At 46.8% G+C, this 17614-nt stretch carries 16 protein-coding genes; 3 read left to right on the forward strand and 13 right to left on the reverse strand.

The features are described from left to right. Window positions 1-7: 7 nt before the first annotated feature. From fabG to PG862_RS01955, 5 genes are all read right to left on the reverse strand, one after another. A complete protein-coding gene (gene fabG, locus PG862_RS01935; RefSeq protein ID WP_118538959.1) occupies window positions 8-748 on the reverse strand; it encodes a 3-oxoacyl-[acyl-carrier-protein] reductase in 741 nt (246 codons plus the stop codon). Then, a complete protein-coding gene (fabD, locus tag PG862_RS01940; RefSeq protein ID WP_270706279.1) occupies window positions 742-1674 on the reverse strand; it encodes an ACP S-malonyltransferase in 933 nt (310 codons plus the stop codon). Before fabD ends, fabG begins: the two co-directional genes overlap by 7 nt. Before the next feature lie 17 nt (window positions 1675-1691). Next, entirely contained in the window at window positions 1692-2618 is a 927-nt protein-coding gene (fabK, locus tag PG862_RS01945) for an enoyl-[acyl-carrier-protein] reductase FabK (RefSeq protein WP_022360534.1), read from the reverse strand. Continuing rightward, entirely contained in the window at window positions 2618-2851 is a 234-nt protein-coding gene (gene acpP / locus PG862_RS01950) for an acyl carrier protein (RefSeq protein ID WP_022360533.1), read from the reverse strand. The genes fabK and acpP overlap by 1 nt, the downstream gene beginning before the upstream one ends. Before the next feature lie 130 nt (window positions 2852-2981). Further along, a complete protein-coding gene (locus PG862_RS01955) occupies window positions 2982-3944 on the reverse strand; it encodes a beta-ketoacyl-ACP synthase III (protein WP_118523435.1) in 963 nt (320 codons plus the stop codon). Window positions 3945-4388: 444 nt separating this feature from the next. Here PG862_RS01955 and PG862_RS01960 point away from each other — a divergent pair, with 444 nt between their 5' ends. Genes PG862_RS01960 through PG862_RS01970 form a run of 3 tightly spaced genes read left to right on the forward strand, consistent with a single transcriptional unit; the run spans window position 4389 to window position 8815 of the window. After that, window positions 4389-5084 carry a response regulator transcription factor gene (locus PG862_RS01960; RefSeq protein ID WP_022360531.1) on the forward strand — a complete coding sequence of 232 codons (696 nt, stop codon included), beginning with the start codon at window positions 4389-4391 and terminating at the stop codon, window positions 5082-5084. A 45-nt stretch (window positions 5085-5129) separates the two neighbouring features. After that, a complete protein-coding gene (locus PG862_RS01965; RefSeq protein ID WP_270706282.1) occupies window positions 5130-7679 on the forward strand; it encodes a sensor histidine kinase in 2550 nt (849 codons plus the stop codon). A gap of 35 nt (window positions 7680-7714) precedes the next feature. Continuing rightward, window positions 7715-8815, forward strand: coding sequence for an alginate O-acetyltransferase AlgX-related protein (locus PG862_RS01970; RefSeq protein ID WP_270706284.1), 1101 nt, complete (start codon window positions 7715-7717; stop codon window positions 8813-8815). Window positions 8816-9351: 536 nt separating this feature from the next. Here the strand turns inward: PG862_RS01970 and glf are convergent. The 8 genes from glf to PG862_RS02010 all read right to left on the reverse strand — a co-directional run bounded on the left by glf (window position 9352) and on the right by PG862_RS02010 (window position 17406). Further along, window positions 9352-10464 carry a UDP-galactopyranose mutase gene (gene glf / locus PG862_RS01975; RefSeq protein WP_270706285.1) on the reverse strand — a complete coding sequence of 371 codons (1113 nt, stop codon included), beginning with the start codon at window positions 10462-10464 and terminating at the stop codon, window positions 9352-9354. A gap of 17 nt (window positions 10465-10481) precedes the next feature. Continuing rightward, window positions 10482-11108 (reverse strand): hypothetical protein, encoded by a 627-nt coding sequence (locus tag PG862_RS01980; protein ID WP_270706286.1) that lies wholly within the window; start codon window positions 11106-11108, stop codon window positions 10482-10484. A gap of 32 nt (window positions 11109-11140) precedes the next feature. Continuing rightward, window positions 11141-11920, reverse strand: a complete 780-nt coding sequence (locus PG862_RS01985; protein ID WP_270706287.1) for a helix-turn-helix domain-containing protein — start codon at window positions 11918-11920, stop codon at window positions 11141-11143. A gap of 267 nt (window positions 11921-12187) precedes the next feature. Next, window positions 12188-12343, reverse strand: a complete 156-nt coding sequence (locus PG862_RS01990; protein WP_118637710.1) for an IS66 family transposase — start codon at window positions 12341-12343, stop codon at window positions 12188-12190. A 179-nt stretch (window positions 12344-12522) separates the two neighbouring features. Continuing rightward, complete coding sequence (locus PG862_RS01995; RefSeq protein WP_270706288.1) at window positions 12523-14031, reverse strand: hypothetical protein; 1509 nt, start codon at window positions 14029-14031, stop codon at window positions 12523-12525. Between the two features lie 125 nt (window positions 14032-14156). Continuing rightward, window positions 14157-15275 (reverse strand): hypothetical protein, encoded by a 1119-nt coding sequence (locus tag PG862_RS02000; RefSeq protein ID WP_270706290.1) that lies wholly within the window; start codon window positions 15273-15275, stop codon window positions 14157-14159. 76 nt (window positions 15276-15351) lie between these two features. After that, the gene (locus tag PG862_RS02005) at window positions 15352-15639 is read right to left on the reverse strand and encodes a hypothetical protein (RefSeq protein ID WP_118637702.1); all 288 of its coding nucleotides are present in this window, start codon (window positions 15637-15639) and stop codon (window positions 15352-15354) included. Window positions 15640-15981: 342 nt separating this feature from the next. Next, on the reverse strand, window positions 15982-17406 hold the full coding sequence (locus tag PG862_RS02010; RefSeq protein ID WP_270706291.1) for a hypothetical protein: 1425 nt from the start codon (window positions 17404-17406) through the stop codon (window positions 15982-15984). Between the last annotated feature and the right edge of the window lie 208 nt (window positions 17407-17614).

Raw genomic sequence — 17614 nt, forward strand, 5'->3', positions numbered from 1 at the left:
CCTTTCCCTACATCGCCATTCCGCCGTCCACGCACAGAACCTGTCCTGTGATGTAAGCTGCGCGGTCAGAAGCCAGAAATACGGCTGCCTGCGCTACATCCTCGGTCGTACCGAAGCGTTTTAACGGAATCTGCTCGCCCATCGCCTTCTTCACATCCTCCGGAAGAACGGCGGTCATCTCCGTATCAATAAATCCCGGTGCAATCGCGTTGACTGTGATGCCGCGGCTTCCGATCTCTCTTGCCACGGACTTGGTCAGTCCGATCACGCCCGCCTTGGACGCACAGTAATTGGCCTGTCCCGCATTTCCCATCACGCCGGAAACGGAGGAAATATTGATGATGCGTCCGCCCTTCTGCTTTAACATCTGGCGGGATACGTGCTTAATGCAGTTAAATGCGCCCTTTAAGTTCGTATCGATAACAGCATCAAACTCTTCCTCGCTCATCTTCATCAGAAGATTGTCACGGGTGATACCCGCATTGTTTACCAGAATATCAATTCTCTTATAGCGGCTGATAATGTCCTTTAAGAACGCCTCTGCCGCGCTGTAATCCGAAACATTGCACTGAACGGCTTCCGCCTGTCCGCCTGCCTCGGTAATTTCCTTTACGACATCCTCTGCTTTTGCCGCAGAGCCATTATAATTGACGATCACCACAGCGCCCTCTTTCGCCATCGAAATAGCGATCTGACGGCCAATGCCGCGGCTGGCACCTGTCACAACTGCTACTTTTCCATTTAACATCCAAGCGCCTCCTTTACTTTGTCGATATCTTCCAGTTTCTCTATATTGAACGCCTTCGCGTTTTTGTCGATTTTACGCATGAAACCAGTCAGGGTCTTACCCGGTCCGATCTCAATAAATGTGTCCACACCGTCTGCCAACATCTTCCGGATCGTCTGCTCCCAGCGGACGGAGGAAGAAACCTGCTTCATCAGAAGCGGCTTTACATCGGCTGCATCGGTCACATAATCTGCCGTCACATTCGCAATATACGGAATCTCCGGTGTATGAATCTCAACGGTATCGAGTACCTTTCCAAGCTTCTCGCCAGCTCCCACTAACATCTTGGAATGAAACGGTCCGCTTACCTTTAACGGAAGAACGCGTTTTGCGCCCGCTTCCTTCAATTTCTCTCCTGCCTCGGCAACCGCCTCTGTCTTACCAGAGATAACAATCTGTCCCGGGCAGTTATAGTTGGCAATCTGCACGCCCTCGATCGGCGCGATCACCTCTTCGATCTTCTCTGCATCCATCGCCAGTACGGCAGACATAGCGCCCTGACCAACCGGGACTTCGCCCTGCATCAGGATACCTCTCTGCCGCACGGTACGGATGGCATCTTCGTCAGACATAACGCCTGCAGCCGCCATTGCAGGATACTCTCCCAGGCTCAGGCCCGCAGCCACATCCGGGCGGATTCCAGTACGTTCCATAAATACACGCATCATCGCAAGGCTGGCGGTTACCATCGCCGGCTGCGTATACTCCGTGATATTCAGATGGTCCGTCTGCGCCGGATCAAAGCAAAGATCGGTCATTGAAAACCCAAGGATCTCGCTTGCTTTCTCAAACATCCCGCGTCCCGTTTCCGTTTCCTGATAAAAATCCTGTCCCATGCCAGTGGTCTGTGCGCCCTGACCCGGAAAAATAAATGCAATTTTGCTCATAGCGTTACACTCACTCTCTACTTTCTGCCCAAAAGCGCCTCCGCCTGGGCCATCATTTCTTCAATCATTTCCTTACAGGTCTGCTCTTTCTTCACCATACCTGCAATCTGTCCAGCCATCACGGTTCCGTTGTCCACGTCACCTTCCATGACTGCCTTCCGAAGCGTTCCAAGTGTTAAATACTCCAGTTCCTCGAACGGGCGTCCCTCTTTTTCCAGCTTCAGATACTCTCTCGTCATCTTATTTCTAAGACAGCGGATCGGATGTCCGTGACTCATACCGGTTACGGTCGAATCAATGTCTTTCGCCTTGATGACTCTGTCCTTGTAAGCCTGGCTTACGATAGATTCCTTCGATACGACGAAGCGGGTTCCCATCTGGACTGCCTCTGCGCCCAGCATAAATGCCGCCGCAATGCCGCGTCCATCTGCGATACCTCCGGCTGCAATCACCGGAATCGAAACCGCATCGACTACCTGCGGAACGAGTGTCATCGTCGTCGCCTCGCCGATGTGTCCACCGGACTCCATGCCTTCTGCAACGACTGCATCTGCGCCGCTTTTCTCCATCAGACGTGCCTGTGCAACCGAAGCAACAACCGGAATCACCTTAATGCCGGCTTCCTTCCACATGCCCATGTATTTGCCTGGAATACCGGCACCGGTCGTTACGACCTTGATGCCTTCTTCCACAACTACCTTTGCCACGTCATCCGCATACGGGCTCATCAGCATGACATTGACACCAAACGGCTTCTTTGTCAGCTCTCTCGCCTTGCGGATCTCCTCGCGGACAACCTCACCTGGTGCATTGGCGCCGCCAATTAAGCCCAGACCGCCAGCTTCAGAAACGGCTGCTGCCAGATGATGTTCTGCCACCCATGCCATGCCGCCCTGAATAATCGGGTATTCAATCCCCAACATTTCTGTGATCTTTGTTTTCATTATGCCTCTACACCTTTTTCTTTTAAGTAGTTCATAACATCGCCTACAGTTGCCAGGTTCTGCAGATCCTCAGCCGGGATCTCTACGGAGTACTCGTCCTCCAGAGCCATAACCAGCTCAAACAGATCCAGGGAATCAGCGCCCAGATCATCCTTGAAAGAGGAAGCCTCGGTAATGGAATCTGCGTCTACGCTCAGCTGCTCTGCAATAATTTCTTTCATTTTCTCTAACATCGTTTCAATCTCCTTTTTAAATGAATTTTCTTTTTGTGACCGCAAAAATGCAATCACTGTTCTTATATTTTATCAAAAAATGGAATAATGTACATTAGTTTTGCTATATATTTTTTGCTTCTCCAGGCACCTACCAGGTCATCAATGCCGCGCCCCAGGTAAGACCCGCGCCAAAACCTGCCATCACCAGCGTATCGCCGCGTTTTAAGCGTCCGTCCCGGTGCATTTCATCCAGGAGAATCGGAATCGAAGCCGCCGACGTATTGCCGTAGCGCTCGATATTGACCGGAATCTTGTCCATCGGAACCTTCAGACGGCGCGACGCCGCTTCCAGAATCCGGATATTCGCCTGATGCAGCAGATAATGCTGTACCGCCTCGCGGTCCGTTCCGGTCTCCTCCAGAATCGCATTCACAATCTCCGGTACCTTCTTCACCGCAAACTTGAAGACTTCCTGACCGTCCATCTGCATAAAACCAAGCTCGGGTCTGCCGCCCGTCAGGCAGTTTTCAAGACTTCTCGCCTGGCAGTACAGAACGTCGTTCTTCGTTCCGTCGCTGCCGACCAGCGTCTTCACCACACCCGTCTCGTCCGCCCGGACAACCGCCGCGCCCGCTCCATCGCCAAACAGGATGCAGGAACTGCGGTCCGTCCAGTCTAACACCTTGCTCAGTGTCTCCGCACCGATGATCAGCGCCGTCTTATAGATGCCCGCCTGAATAAATCCCTGCACAATATGTAAGGCGTAAATAAATCCGGAACATGCCGCCGTGATGTCAAACGCCACCGCGTGTTTCGCCCCGATGGCTCCCTGTACATCCGCCGCCGCACTCGGGAACGCCCGATCCGGGGAAGACGTCGCCACGATCACGATCTCAATCTCCTCCGGAGAAATGCCCGCGTCCGCGATCGCGCGCTTCGCCGCCTCTGTCGCCAACGCCGAGGTTCCCTCGCTCGTCGAGATATGTCTGGCTCCAATACCCGTCCGTTCCCGGATCCAGGCATCATTTGTATCAAGAAATTTCGTCAAATCCTGATTCGTCACAACCTGCTCCGGCGCATACGCGCCGATTCCAATGATTCTAGCTGTCATTTTCTCGTTTAACTCCGCTTCTTCTATAAAAGATAGTTTTAATTTCAAATGGTTTGATATTCAAATTAATTTAGAGTGTAGCGGAGAATGTGGGGTTTGTCAAGGGTAACTTGTAAATGAACGGCAGGATTCTGGTGAGAAGACGCAACCCGGACAGAGAAGAGCCGCCCCCAATCTTCCGGAAAACGCTCTCGCTCTTGCACTCGCTGCAGCGGACACTAAGCTCGAAAAAACCTCGCTAAGTGCCGGCGCGAGTGATGTTTCCTACAGATTGGGGGCGGCTCTTCTCCTGAAATACGCATCACTTGAAATACATAAAAATTAGGATACCGCGGTCTTCTTTTTCGTTGTATAATTATAAGACATAGGTATCTTTATTGTATCTATACAGAAATTTGTATACTATATTATCTATATATTACCCTATTAAAAGGAGGAGTTGCTATGCAGAGTATTCTTGTATGTGACGATGACAAACAGATCGTGGAAGCGATTGACATATACTTAACCGGTGAGGGATTTGAGGTTATCAAAGCATATGACGGCGCGGAGGCACTGGAGCTTTTAAAAACGCACACCGTGAATTTGATGATTCTGGACGTTATGATGCCGGGGTTAGATGGAATCCGGACGACGCTGAAGGTGCGTGAGACCAGCAGCATCCCGATCATTATTCTTTCCGCGAAGTCTGAGGATGCGGACAAGATTCTGGGCTTAAATATCGGGGCAGATGATTATATCACGAAGCCGTTTAACCCACTGGAACTGGTCGCCCGCGTGAAATCTCAGCTCCGCCGCTACACGCAGCTGGGAAATATGAACAATCAGATGGGCAACCACGTATTCAAATGCGGCGGCCTGCAGATCAACGATGAAAATAAGGAAGTAACCGTGGACGGCGAACTCATCAAGCTGACACCGATCGAGTACAACATCCTGCTTCTGCTCGTTAAAAACGCCGGAAAAGTCTTCTCCATCGACCAGATCTACGAGGCGATCTGGAATGAGGAGGCGATCGGCGCGGACAATACAGTTGCGGTTCATATCCGCCATATCCGCGAAAAGATCGAAATTAACCCGAGGGAGCCGCGCTATCTGAAGGTTGTCTGGGGTGTTGGATATAAAATTGAGAAGCAGTAAAAATGTGAATCATCCATCTAACAGAAGTTAGGAGTTGCAAAATTTATGACAAAACTCTCACATATTCCGATGCAGATCCAGAAATGGATCGCCAGCCTCGCGCATCTGTTTTTCCTGATTCTGGGACTCATCGGTATCAGCCTCATGTATATCAATGGAAATTTCGGGCTGGGGCTGACCGGCATTGGCTCGGTTCCTTATGAGGACACCGCGGAATTTAACACACAATTTAATAACGATCTGAACGATATCTTCCTATATATGGAATATCAGGACGTCTTCGGTGCCGACAGCTCGATCGACCTCTCGCGCCGGATGCTCAAAATGACCTTTGGACCAAGCGAGACCGAAAATTTCTCCCTGTCCTCCCTGATTTCCTATCTGGAATCCATGGGGTACCAGCTCGACGACGACTTTAACTGCCAGAAGGTTTCTGAACCGGCAGACGGCGTCAAGAGCCGCGAAGGCTACGTCGAATGGTCGGTTCAAGAGCCGCAGCGGATCTACAGCTACCGTTCTGCCAGCCAAAAGCGCAGCACATTGGAGGACGCGGCGGTCGAGATCATGGACACACTGCATCGTTATTACACAGTGTATAACCGTTTCGTCGCCAATCCATCCAACCTGCATTTTAAAATCCAGTACACGGAGCCAGATTCGGATCAGAGCGAAACAACCCAGTTTACAAACACCGATTCCCTGACACCGGAAAATGTCAAGGAATACGGGCGCTACGCGTATCTGCCGGGCAATTCCGTTTTCTACGACACCAATATGAAAGCGATCCCGCTCAGCAGCATTTCCGCACTGGCATCCAATAATCCGTACACCGGCAGCGACTATTATCTGCTGATCGGAATCGATACAAATTATCCAGTCACTGACCTTTACGCGCGCGCGCATACCGCATACCTGCACCGGCAGCACCTGTATCTGACCGGATTTGCACTGACAATCTTTGCAACGATTGGACTGCTTTTAAGCTTCCTGTTTCTGTTCCGGGTGTCCGGCTACCAGAGTTACCGCAGCTTCGACGTGACGCTGCACGGCTTCGACAAGAGCGGCACCGAAACCGGCATCGTCTTTTTTGCCGCCATGACCGCCATTGCCCTGGTTGTGAGCGACCTGATTCTCGTCCGCATCCTGCATCTGGTCATTCCATCGCAGTATTGGTACTTCTCTGATCACAGCCTGCTGGCGCTGATCCTGTATCTGGGCGGACTGCTGCTCTTTTTCAGCCTCCTGCGCCGCTACCGCGCCGGTACCCTGTGGACCTCCAGCCTGATCTGCCGGATTCAGAAGAAAATGTTGATCCTCAAAACACGGCAGAACTTCCGCAGCCGCCTCGGCATCGGATTTGTTCTCTATCTTGCAATCAACACAGCGCTTATCAGCCTTGCCTGGTATTTCTGGGACCGCGTGTATGCAAATTTATACGTTGTTTACCTGCTGACAGGTCTGACTGTGCTGGTATTTCTGCTGTTTAACCTGTGGATCTTTTACATACTGTTCCGGCAGGCAAGCGAACAGGAATCCATCCGCGATGCCGTCCGCCAGCTCTCCGCCGGAGAGACCAGCTATCAGCTTGATCTCGATGAATTTGACGGTCCGGAACTTACGCTGGCAGAGGGACTCAACAACATCAGTTCCGGTCTTGAGACCGCCCTTCAGGAGAAAATGAAGAGCGAACGCCTCAAAACCAACCTGATTACCAACGTCTCACACGACATCAAGACGCCATTAACCTCGATTATAAATTATGTAAACCTCATGAAACGGGAACACATCGAGGATGCGCGGATCAATGCCTATCTGGACGTGCTCGATCAAAAATCTCAGCGTCTGAAAACACTGATAGAAGATCTGGTCGAGGCATCGAAAGCCAGCTCCGGCAATGTAAAGCTTGAATTTACCGACATCGACCTCGTTCAGATGGCATTCCAGACAAACGGCGAATTTGAAGAAAAACTGGACGCCAGACATCTGCAGCTTATCATCAATGCCCCGCGGGAACCGCTGATGATCCGGGCCGACGGTCGCCGCCTGTGGCGCGTGCTTGAAAACCTGTACAACAATGTCTGCAAATATGCGATGGAAGGCAGCCGCGTCTACGTTGACCTCACCCGCGTTCCCGGGAATGCAGAAACCGGTACTGCCGATCAGGCTATTTTCACCATCAAAAATATCTCCGCCAACCCGCTCAACATCCGTGCCGACGAGCTGACCGAGCGCTTCGTGCGCGGCGACGTCGCCCGCACCACCGAGGGAAGCGGACTGGGACTATCGATCGCCAAAGATCTGACGGAACTGCAGAAAGGGCAGTTTAGTTTGTATATCGATGGGGATCTGTTTAAGGCGCAGGTGGCGTTTGATTTGGTGGAGATGAAAAAAGAAAATGAAGAGAATCTGAACGAAGCTGGCAAAGAGCCGAGCGATGAAGCGACTGAAACGCTGACAAATGAGCCGGGCGATGAAGCGACCGAAACACCGACAAATGAGTCGGGCGATGAAGCAACTGAAACGCTGACAAATGAGTCGGGCGATGAAGTGACAAATGGGCTGATACACAAATCAACCGATGATTCCATTACCTGATATTTAACCATTTTATAAACGAGGTTTTACCACTTATGAAACGAACCCATCTCATGATCGGCGCCTTTTTCTTCTGTATCCTGGCGCCCAACCTGCTCTTTCCGCTTCTAAAAACAGAGGCGGACGAGGGCACCGGAGAAAACCGGAGCCTGGCTTCCTTTCCGGCCTTTTCGTTGGAGACCATCGATACCTGGCCATCCGATGTCGAAGACTGGATCGATGACCACGCGGCGTTCCGGAACCGATTCTTAAGCCTGAATGCCCGCCTGAATCTCTCCCTGTTCCAGTTCGGAGATTCCCAGGATGTTATCACCGGCAAAGATGGCTGGTATTTTTACACCCTCGGAAGCTCCGTTGAAGACTTCCTCGGCACCAACCGTTTCTCCGCCGAAGAACTTCGCATGCTGGCCGAAAAACTCCAGACCGTTCACGATGCCTGGGAAAAACAGGGAACCGAATTTATCTTCCTGTGTGCGCCCAACAAAGAAGGCATCTACAGCGAATATCTTCCAGACGATTTCAAAGCCCCCGGCGGACCAACAAGACGCAATGAACTGATCGACTACCTGAATGCGCATACAAGCGTTCCCATCATCGATCCATATCCGGAACTCAAAAAACGCCGGGATTACCAGTGGTATTTCAAAACCGATACCCACTGGAACGATGCCGCCGGTTTTCTCGTCTCCGGGCAGCTCATTGACGCCGCAGGCGGTACCTCCACGCCGATCGAGGACGTCACTGTCGCCTATGAGCCACGCGATCCGGGCGATCTGGCAAACCTGTTCCACATGCCAGAATCCATGTGCGACGATACCAAAGCGGATGTATCCGGTTACCGAAACAATGTAACCATCCACTACGACAGTGCCACCGACGATGGCAACATCGCCCACATCTCAGCAGACCAGGCGCCCGACCCGCGACGCATCACGATCTACCGCGACTCCTTCGGCACTGCCCTACTGGCAGGACTGCCGAAATACTTCGCGCATACCGATTTCTATCACTGGCAGGCATTCGAGCCGGAATTTTTGAACGAAAATAAGCCGGATGTGCTGGTGTATGAAGTGGTGGAACGGGATTTGGGGAGAATGATGGAGGATTTGGAGAAATTGATGCCCACGCAAAAATAATATGTGCATTTTTTTATTTAAACAGTGCAAAAAAACTTTCGAATTTAAAAGAAATGTGATACAATCAATCTATGGATGTCACCATAACACGGTAGGCGGCTTGGTCCTCTTTCAGAGGGCTGCGTACCCTCTGATTACATAGATACCTGCAAGGGAATCTACCTGAGAGGAGGGATGCCATATGGAAATCATTGGAATTGTACTAGCGATTTTGAGTTTCGGCGCAACTTGTTTCAAAGCCGGATATTCACTTGGCAAAGATGTAGAAAAAAGCGCAAAAAAATAGCCGCCCATCCTGACACGATTGCGGCTATTTTCTTGTCTTAATCACTAGGGAACCAAACCGTCTATCGGTGGCATCCTTTATATATAATATAACATTATAATCCGTAAGATTCAAGCGAAATTACAATTTTTTAGCAATTTAAAAATTTGCAATTTTCATTTCACCATTTTATCTGAATCAGCAAATAGCTTCCCATCCATTTCATGATTCCGAAACCATCCGCCGATCCAGATAAAAATCAAAAATTCTCCTACAGCTCCTTCTTCACCAGCTCCAACGCCGAAGCAATCACCGCATCCATATCATAATACTTATACTCGCCCAGACGGCCGCCAAAGATTACCTTCTCTTCCTTCTTGGCCAGCTCTTTGTACTTCTCATACAGCGCACCATTCTTCGCATCATTGACCGGATAGTACGGCTCATCGCCTAACTTCCACTCCGAACTGTACTCACGGCTGATGACCGTCTTCGGCAGATCATTGCCATCGGCATCCTTACCAAACTCAAACCATTTATGCTCGATAATACGCGTCCACGGAGTCTCCGCATCTGTATAGTTCACTGCCGCATTGCCCTGGAAATTCGGGATATCCAGCACTTCGGTATCAAAGCGCACGGAACGATACTCCAGAACGCCCAACGAATACTCAAAATACGCATCGATCGCGCCGGTGTAAACTACTTTCTTTGCCATCGCATCCCAATCAACCTTATTCTCAAAATAATCCTCTTCCAGGCGAACCTCGATGCCGTCCAGCATATTGGCAACCATCTTCGTATAGCCGCCAACCGGGATTCCCTGATACAGGGCGTTGAAATAGTTGTTGTCAAAGGTCAGACGAACCGGAAGACGCTTGATGATAAAGGACGGAAGATCCTTGCACTCTCTTCCCCACTGCTTCTGTGTATAGCCCTTGATCAGCTTCTCATAAATATCCGTGCCAACCAGGCTGATCGCCTGCTCTTCCAGGTTCTTCGGCTCCGTGATGCCTGCTGCCTTGCGCTGTTCCTCGATCTTCGCCGCTGCCTCCTGCGGAGTCACGACACCCCACATCTTGTTAAACGTATACATATTGAACGGCAGGGAATACAGCTCGCCGTGGTAATTCGCCACCGGTGAATTCGTAAAGCGGTTGAACTCCGCAAACTGGTTGACATACTCCCACACTTCCTTATTATTCGTGTGGAAAATATGTGCGCCATACTTGTGGACCTGGATGCCCTCCACCGGCTCCGTATATACATTACCTGCGATATTCGGGCGGCGGTCAATCACCAGCACCTTCTTGCCCGCTTTCTTTGCCTCATGGGCGAATACGGCACCGTAGAGGCCGGCGCCTACTATTAAATAATCGTACATGTTGGTTTTCTCCTTTTTCACTCATCTAGCCGTAAGCTTTTCCTCTCAGCCACCTTTTCCCTTTCGATTTTCTCCTCACTTATTGATGAATATCTCAACAGCATGTAAGTAGCTTTCAGCATCAAAACATTCATCTGAATTAATCCCATAGCTGTTTCTTCTCGATCACACTGTATACTGCCCAACACAGAATATGGAATCATAATCTCTGGAACTAATTTTTTCATTGCATGATGCCATAATATATAACGCTCTTTAAGAAATAGCAGCGCCGCATCCCTTAATCTCCACAAATAACGACTCGTGCTGATTTCTAACCCCGTATCCATCAATTCTGCTGCTGTTGCTACAATCCATATCGCGGCCCGTTCCTCCTCATCCTTGGCTTCTATCAGCATCTGCGCAGTCTGAATCGTTCCCTTATTCGTTGATAATGGCGAAACTAAAAATTGCGCAGGGTCTTTCGCAATCAATTCTTTTCTTTGTTCTCCTATCTCTTTCTGAAGCCAGTCATAACCGTATATATATCGACCTGAATGAGCATATTTGACAAAAACTGGTTCAGCCTTCAATGGTTCTGATAAACTTTCCGGAAAATAATAACTCCCGTGCCTCCATAATTCATATACTTTTTCCCAGCTCATTTCTTCGAGCATCCCTACACCCGCTTTCTAATTTATGCTTCTGAATCCACCCAAAACTGCCGTTCATCCCAATGAGAAAAATGATATATATTATCCTCTGCCAAATATCGATTCGAATAGAGAAATGTTATAATATCCTCATCATCCAGCAGGTCAAACACCCAATCCTCCGAGTCCAGATCCTCCTCTTTTTCCGCCTCATCTAATCCTCCGCACATTTCTATCAGCGTTTCTGCCTCTTCATTACAAAGATAAAGTATTAGCTCCTGTAAAACCGTGTGCGCTTTCATATCACTTCCTTCATGCGCCCACTCAATCATCTCATACAGAACACATTTCATCCGGTATAAGAACTCATAATTATAATGCACTAAAAACTGCTCTGGAAGACCCTCTTTCAACCAAGAAACTCCCAGCTGTCCAATATGAGAACCTTTTGGCATAGCCGCCAGTTCTTCCATATCCTGGTTAATATTATCCCATAAAATATCGCTGCCTGCCGCAAAACACATCGCTGCTTTGGAACCAAAATTCTTTTCCAAAAAGCTCGACCACGCCCTATGCTCCCGATACTCATCCGTCTCAATTCGTTCATCCACTTCCTCATCTGGAAATGTATGCCAGTTTAATGCCTTACAAATCCCTTTGCACTTATCCATACGGATCGATTCTCCCGCTTCATACCGGCTCCATGTTTTCGTTCCCACTCCCGCTTTTAACGCAGCTTCCTCGATCGTCAGGCCAAGTTCATTTCTTCTACTCTTTATCTTTGTTGCAAGTGCTTCACTACCCTGAATTGATCTTCCTGCCATAGATTCCTCCTTTTTAGTGACATGTCATTATATTGTCATAATCTCACTTTTATTCACACTTGTCAAGTAAAAAATTTAGCATAGCAAAATCCCCCTGGTAAATGATAAACCACACACCTGCCACTAAAACCAGCCGCCTTTTTGAGGCGGCTCCAATGTTTTATTTTATCTTGCGGCAGGTCATTGGTAGCTTCAGTGACCACGGCCTAAGATCCTCCAGCGAGAACGTGCTGTCCTTTTTCTGAGAAACCCTTTCAAGCAATTCTATTAGAAGATACTCGATCTTTTCCCACTGGCATCATATTCTCCGGTGATGTAGCCCCACATATAGCTGGATGATCCGGCCTTTCGGCCATCCCGGTTCACTTTAAGGGTCGTTTCATTCGCCTGTATAATGGGTTCTCTGTTTTGTACAAAAATCACACTGGGTGTTTCGGCTCGATCTTATGGACAGACGGATCTATGGAGTATCCGCACACGCAGACTTTTGTTATCCGCACATTTCATTGTTTTATAGCGTTACGCATGGTATATCTGAAAAAAGTATGCGGATAAAAATATATGATGTATCCTCATTTTAAAGGAGGTACACATCTTGAATTCTACCCCTTTAGAACCTCTGTCCATTTTTTCTCCGTCCCTATTACCTGACCCACTTCATTAACTCTCAAAATTTTAATTTGATCGGCTTTCAAAGTCTTTAATTTCTGTGCGTATTCCTTTGAAAGTGTCGCATCATCTGTAGGCTGATCAAGAGTTATAATAATAATTGTTTTATTATCAATATCAAGAAGGGTACGAATAATTCCATTAATATGTTCATCATCTGTACCAAAACCAAAGCCTACTACGACAACTGCATCAGACTCTCTCCATGCTTGATACGTCTCAACATACCGGACAGACATATCTATTGATGTCATAGGCTTTGTTCCACTCTGAGTAAACATTAAAGGAACTAATATATGCTTTTCCACATCAGTAAGGGCTTCTTTTGTACCAATCCTGTTTATATACGGATCATACCACAATTCTGTAGAACCATTTAAAAATGCAATATCCTGCTTTAAAATATCTTTAATGAATTCATTATAATTAGTTGTCGCTATCATGGATATTTCAAACATATTTGCATCCAATGCATCCTTTAATACATGATAATATCCTGTTTTCGTGCATGGATTTGCTTTTTCAGCAATTTCTGAAATATAATTTCTAACATTCAATAGGAAAATACATATCTTACAAAACTTAGCCCAGTCAGATTCCGGACTATACAAATAATGCCAATTTGAATCAATCAATGATTTGTAATCCAACACTACCGCATAGAGCGCCTCAATGATATTTTGTGCAAATCGTAAAACCTGCCCGGCTTGTGTCGTTGTATTCGCCTTTTGTTTTTCTAGCAAATACTCCATACCGCTCAATCCTGACGATGCATAATTCAATTGGATAATCTCACCTATATCATCAAAAATATCAATTTCATCGTCTTTCTTTTCGAACACACCATCATTAATTTTTCTTGTAAGGGATTCGCTTAATGCTCCTATATGCAGCTGCATAATTGAAAGTAAGATTTTCCCTAACTCCCTCCGTTCAACTTCAGAAGAAAAATCTTTATTCTTATAAATTAATAGCAATGCAGAAAAATACATACTATCAAATAGTTTATTTCCATCACTGAATTCTTTTATAAAAGATATATCCTGACTCAAATGAACATTGTCAAGTTCTGTTTGAAGACTACTTTCTAATACTGCATTAATATCTATTCCCTCTTTTTTTAATTGTTCCGCTTCATTTTCTGCAATTTTATCAAAATCATTAATCCGTTCTATAATCTGTTTCCTGTTATGCTCTACTGTATCTTTTATGATATTTTGAAAAACTGATTTTCCAAATGAACTTATATTCTTATCTTTAAATCCATTCGGCAACCATTTCGTTGCATATCTGGTTGTTGTTTTTACGTTATCTCTCATTTTTTTAAAGGCTTGTTTACTTTTACTTGTATCATACCGAAAAATATCAAGAGCAAATTTACCTCCCGATGGTAATCCATATCCAACTTCAGCCCCAGCCCCAAATAAAAAACCTAATTTCATACGCCCCTCCGTTCATTTCAATATATCTTTAATCAAATTACCTTTTATATATCAAATATGCCCATTTCTATCGTCTCCGTTCGGTTCTTTCTCAGAAAACCTTCAAGATTGTCCCGGTGTTCTTTCTATCCAATTTCCATCACAAATTCTCCTGTACCATCTATATCCCTCATACGCGTTTTAAATGCCCCGTAGCTTTCCGTCCCAGCTATGGTTCTTCTATTATTTGTTATTATTCCCGGAACATATCCGGAATACTTTTTAAGTAAATACCTTCTAATATCTTTTGTCGGTACTATGTCTATGATATCCTCCAATGACCCCACATGAAGTATTTTCGCTTCATAATTCAATTCTGAAGGCAGCCAGCAGACTCTCCATTCCTTTTGCTTTGCAAATCGATCATATTTATCAAGACAGCCTCTCCAATAAATATCCTCTATTCCATCAAGCATAGAAACATCGAATGTTCCATTCTCCGAAAGCCAATTTTTACTTAATTCTTTATTATCATCGCATCCGGATGATACCAATGAAACACAATGCTTACTTAATGTGGATGGATCCACTCTATCCTCCAACTCATGATAACGAATATCTCCCATGATACAATGATCGCCCAACTGCTTCACAGCAGCTATGATTCTTCTTCGAAACTCCACCTCATTCTTAATCACTATAACCGTATCACCAAAGTCATTCATAGAAACGGATGGAAGCTGCACTGTATGCGTCAGATGCGGTGACAACGCAGCATTTTTAAAGCTCACCCTATCAGCCAGCTCCCGCCCCAGCTCTGCATCAGACGTCAATTCTTCCGGTGTAATCATAATTCCCATGTTTTTCGCAAGATAGCTTACATTCTCCTCATCCAGCAAACCGGTTAAACTATCCTCCGCATCAATCCTAAAAAAACAAAGGATATTGCAATATTTATATGCCGATAATCTGAAACGCACATCATGTATAACATGATCTCTCATATCGCCAAATACTTGAGAAATTTTATCTCTGGGTATCTGTGCCATAACACCTTCCGAAAAATCCTGTCTTCCTTCCGCTGCACCTTTCTCCTTTAATCTTTTTCGTATCTCCGCCTCCGGCAGCTTAACAAGCTCTGGAGCATATGGCAGTCTATCCTTCGTAAGATCCCAAAAACTTGATATGGATGACAGATACAAATCTCCTGTCCTATAAGAATCAGCAAACTTGCTGTCCGTAAAACGAATTAATGTACTCTGCATAGGATACCTCCGATGGTTCTTTCTTCCCGATTTCCCTCATAAGTTCCAATTTTATAGTAATCAGCAAAAATACCTTTTACAAATTCATATATTCTTTCAGCATCTCAACGCAGGCGGATGCCGATGGAACCATTTTTAAATACTCCTCTTTTCCATTTTTTCTGCATCGGATTACATCCGAATATACATCCCAATCCGGAAGTTCACTTACAGAAATCCAGACTAATTTATCTCCGTCTGTTTCCATCTCTTTTTTATCCGCATCTGAGCCGTACTGCCCGGGTGCTTTTTTAATCTGATTATTTCTTTCATAAAATGCTGCTTCTATTTCACCTTGAGACATAGATGTTTTTGCATAGAACATTACTGGGCAGCCGGCTAACAACAAAGACTAAAATACTCTCAATAATAACCGCCGAAAAGGTAGAAAATTCAATCATACTATCCACCTTTTTATTACACAGCCACTCCCAACCTAATATTATAGCTGCCATCACAGCTGCCATCGTAATATATAATCTTTCACCCTTTACGAATATTCAGCCGTTTCATACGGGGAAGCAGGTAATGGCATGAGGAAGTCCTTTTCTTCTTCAATAAATGCAACAGTTAACCGGCTTCCTTTCTTTTTCTGGAAAGGTTTTGTGAAGAAATCCCCCAGCCAAACCGCCAGGGGATCCCATCACAAAACCTCTATTCCACTCTCTTAACCTTCAACCACAATGCAGCCCACTATTGCCTTACCCATGCTCTTAATCTTCTCAATCTCCTGCGTCATATCCACATAAGACGACACACCTGTCTGCTCAACCAGAACCACGCCTTCACACTCCGGCAGTTTCTTAAGCGTCTCTGCGTCCTCAAGCATATTCGCGCCTGCGGTCAGCTCATAGCCTTCCAGCGTCTTCTGAAGTATCTTAACCATATCCTTCAGCCGTTCTTCCGATACCAGGCCTGTTATCAACAGCTTCTTGTGTTCTCCTGCATAGTTTTCCACATTTGCTGCCAGAAGTGCACCATTTTTAGCTGCATCTTTGTCCACCCTGCGTCCTTCCAGACGCGCCAGCCAAGCATCCAGTGCCCCCAGCTTCTTATCCGAAGCTGCTACTGTACCTAAAAGATCCAGGTCATAGCGTCTGCGAATATCTTTCGCCGCATATACTTTATCGCTCATCACAAACACTGCGCTGATGCAGAATGCCACCACAAAAACACCCAGCACACCGCCTAACACCGCATACTTCACACCTGCTTTTACCGCAGCGCTTTTACCTAATGATGGTGCAGACGGTTCTTTCAGTTCCTTCAAAGCAGCTTCCTTATCTGAGAGAGACTGCTGAAGATCGGTAAGCTGATCTCTGGCATCTTTCTGCTGTTTTACCAGATCCATATCAACCGTAGACCCCACTGCCTGATTCACTATGCTGACCGTGTGCGGTCCAATCGTTGCTGCAATCTGTTCCTGTAAACCAGTCACATTCGATAAAATACCATCCAGGATTTCCTGGGCTTTCTCCTTGTCACTATAGCGGACTTTAATGGTAAGCAGATTCGTATACCGTGCATATCCAGCTGTACCATCCGCAGCCGTACCAGATGTAAAGCTGCCGCGTTTCACCGAAATCAGTTCTTTCAGATACTGCGGTTCCAGAGACACCGTCTTGGCCACATTTTCCTGCAGCGCTACACTCGTCACAGCCGACTGATAGGCCTGTAAAATACTGTCTGTATAATCCGCATTCTGATATACCATCCCCGGCATAACCTGATAATCCGTCTTGATAAACAGATCCGCGCTCGCCTCACAGACATCATACGGACTCATCTTCATCAGAACCGATTCATCCATATACGTCTGCTGCGCTTCGATATCATCATTGATATTTTCAATCTCACGCTCACCGCTCTCCTTCGCCGTCGTGTACGAATCAAGCTCCCGCTCATACTCATCCTTCGCCTCTGTCTGTGTCTCGACATCCTGCGAGGCCCGGAGTGCCTGAAGTGCCTTTCCACCGCCCAGTACAACCGCCAGCACGATTGCCACCAGCAACACCGTTCTCCATTTCCGAAGAATCGCAAACATCAGGTCTTTTAAATCAAGCTCCTGACCATATCCATTATTTGATTCCATGTTCTGTCTCCCCGTTGAATATTTATCGTTTTATCTCTTTCTCACGCGGTCAAACTACCACGTCCGTTATCGATCGCAGCCGCTTTATCTCTCCGCAGTCACAATCCTCTTTATTTTATCATAAGTCACCCGCCGAAACAACCAGCATTCAGCCTCTTTCCCGCATTCCAGTCTTATAAAGCTTAAAATTCTATCGCTTTCTTCCATC

Origin of the sequence: Clostridium fessum (assembly GCF_027698965.1) — a bacterium.
In the GTDB taxonomy this organism is placed as follows: domain Bacteria; phylum Bacillota; class Clostridia; order Lachnospirales; family Lachnospiraceae; genus Otoolea; species Otoolea fessa.

Coding starts and splice junctions, on each gene's coding strand:
- PG862_RS01960 (WP_022360531.1), top strand. CDS start 4,389: ATGCAGAGTATTCTTGTATGTGACGATGACAAACAGATCGTGGAAGCG.
- glf (WP_270706285.1), bottom strand. CDS start 10,464: ATGTACGATTATTTAATAGTAGGCGCCGGCCTCTACGGTGCCGTATTC.
- PG862_RS01980 (WP_270706286.1), bottom strand. CDS start 11,108: ATGAGCTGGGAAAAAGTATATGAATTATGGAGGCACGGGAGTTATTAT.
- PG862_RS01965 (WP_270706282.1), top strand. CDS start 5,130: ATGACAAAACTCTCACATATTCCGATGCAGATCCAGAAATGGATCGCC.
- fabG (WP_118538959.1), bottom strand. CDS start 748: ATGTTAAATGGAAAAGTAGCAGTTGTGACAGGTGCCAGCCGCGGCATT.
- fabD (WP_270706279.1), bottom strand. CDS start 1,674: ATGAGCAAAATTGCATTTATTTTTCCGGGTCAGGGCGCACAGACCACT.
- PG862_RS02000 (WP_270706290.1), bottom strand. CDS start 15,275: ATGCAGAGTACATTAATTCGTTTTACGGACAGCAAGTTTGCTGATTCT.
- PG862_RS01995 (WP_270706288.1), bottom strand. CDS start 14,031: ATGAAATTAGGTTTTTTATTTGGGGCTGGGGCTGAAGTTGGATATGGA.
- PG862_RS01985 (WP_270706287.1), bottom strand. CDS start 11,920: ATGGCAGGAAGATCAATTCAGGGTAGTGAAGCACTTGCAACAAAGATA.
- acpP (WP_022360533.1), bottom strand. CDS start 2,851: ATGTTAGAGAAAATGAAAGAAATTATTGCAGAGCAGCTGAGCGTAGAC.
- PG862_RS02010 (WP_270706291.1), bottom strand. CDS start 17,406: ATGGAATCAAATAATGGATATGGTCAGGAGCTTGATTTAAAAGACCTG.
- PG862_RS02005 (WP_118637702.1), bottom strand. CDS start 15,639: ATGTTCTATGCAAAAACATCTATGTCTCAAGGTGAAATAGAAGCAGCA.
- PG862_RS01955 (WP_118523435.1), bottom strand. CDS start 3,944: ATGACAGCTAGAATCATTGGAATCGGCGCGTATGCGCCGGAGCAGGTT.
- fabK (WP_022360534.1), bottom strand. CDS start 2,618: ATGAAAACAAAGATCACAGAAATGTTGGGGATTGAATACCCGATTATT.
- PG862_RS01970 (WP_270706284.1), top strand. CDS start 7,715: ATGAAACGAACCCATCTCATGATCGGCGCCTTTTTCTTCTGTATCCTG.